Below are 774 nucleotides of genomic sequence, written 5' to 3'. Positions count from 1 at the left end.
TTATTATTTATTGATTACATTGAATTTTTACAATTTTATTGGTTGCTGCCACTTTAAATCAAAATGATAAACTTGCCTACTTGTAGCAGTTTGATGACCTTGTTATGTTCATAGTATCTAAAGCACGTTGAGCACTCTGATGAAGTCGTGTGTTCCACATATTTTCAAGTAAGCTATTTATCATTTTTTCACTCGGAACCGGGATCCCTAATCCCAATCCAAACGTTGGCTTTACATTGTAAACTCTGGTTTTTTTATCTGTTTCGAGTTTATGGGTATAATTTTTAACACACTGTTCAATACTAAAAATAGTGCTAATTGTGGCATAACGTAGAATTTCAAACTTATTGAGTTTTTTTTCAGTTTCTTTAAGTGCATCTCGCTGACTTGGAGATAATGACAACTCGATATGATCAATTTCTTTGGGAAAGGAGCCAATATATATCTTATGGGCATACTCACAACGAAGTTTATAAAGCTTTTTGATTACCCCTTTATAATCAGGTGGAAGTACACCTAAACCTATTGCTAGATCTACCTTGATCATTGTTGACATCTTCTTTATTTCAACACGATGCCCACTTTCTAAACCAAGCTCAATCAAATCCTCAATTTTTTCCTCAATTAAAGAAAAGCCAATGACTGAAATTTTCATCTCATCATCTAGCAAAAGAAGTCTATCAATTTCGTTATCAATTTTCACTTTCACTCCCGTTTAAAAATCTGAGCCCAAAACATAACGCCCGCCTAAGGGGCTGGCAACGCACAACCACT

General features: G+C 34.5%; 1 protein-coding gene. It reads right to left on the bottom strand.

The window, feature by feature from the left end; translation table 11 throughout:
- Window positions 1–76: 76 nt before the first annotated feature.
- Complete coding sequence (locus GOU96_RS17915; RefSeq protein ID WP_267783675.1) at window positions 77–703, bottom strand: hypothetical protein; 627 nt, start codon at window positions 701–703, stop codon at window positions 77–79.
- Between the last annotated feature and the right edge of the window lie 71 nt (window positions 704–774).

Source organism: Vibrio sp. R-1, assembly GCF_035615595.1.
GTDB classification, from domain to species: domain Bacteria; phylum Pseudomonadota; class Gammaproteobacteria; order Enterobacterales; family Vibrionaceae; genus Vibrio; species Vibrio cholerae.
The sequence above is the reverse complement of the archived record's forward strand: the minus strand, read 5'-3'. Positions and strand labels throughout refer to the sequence as shown.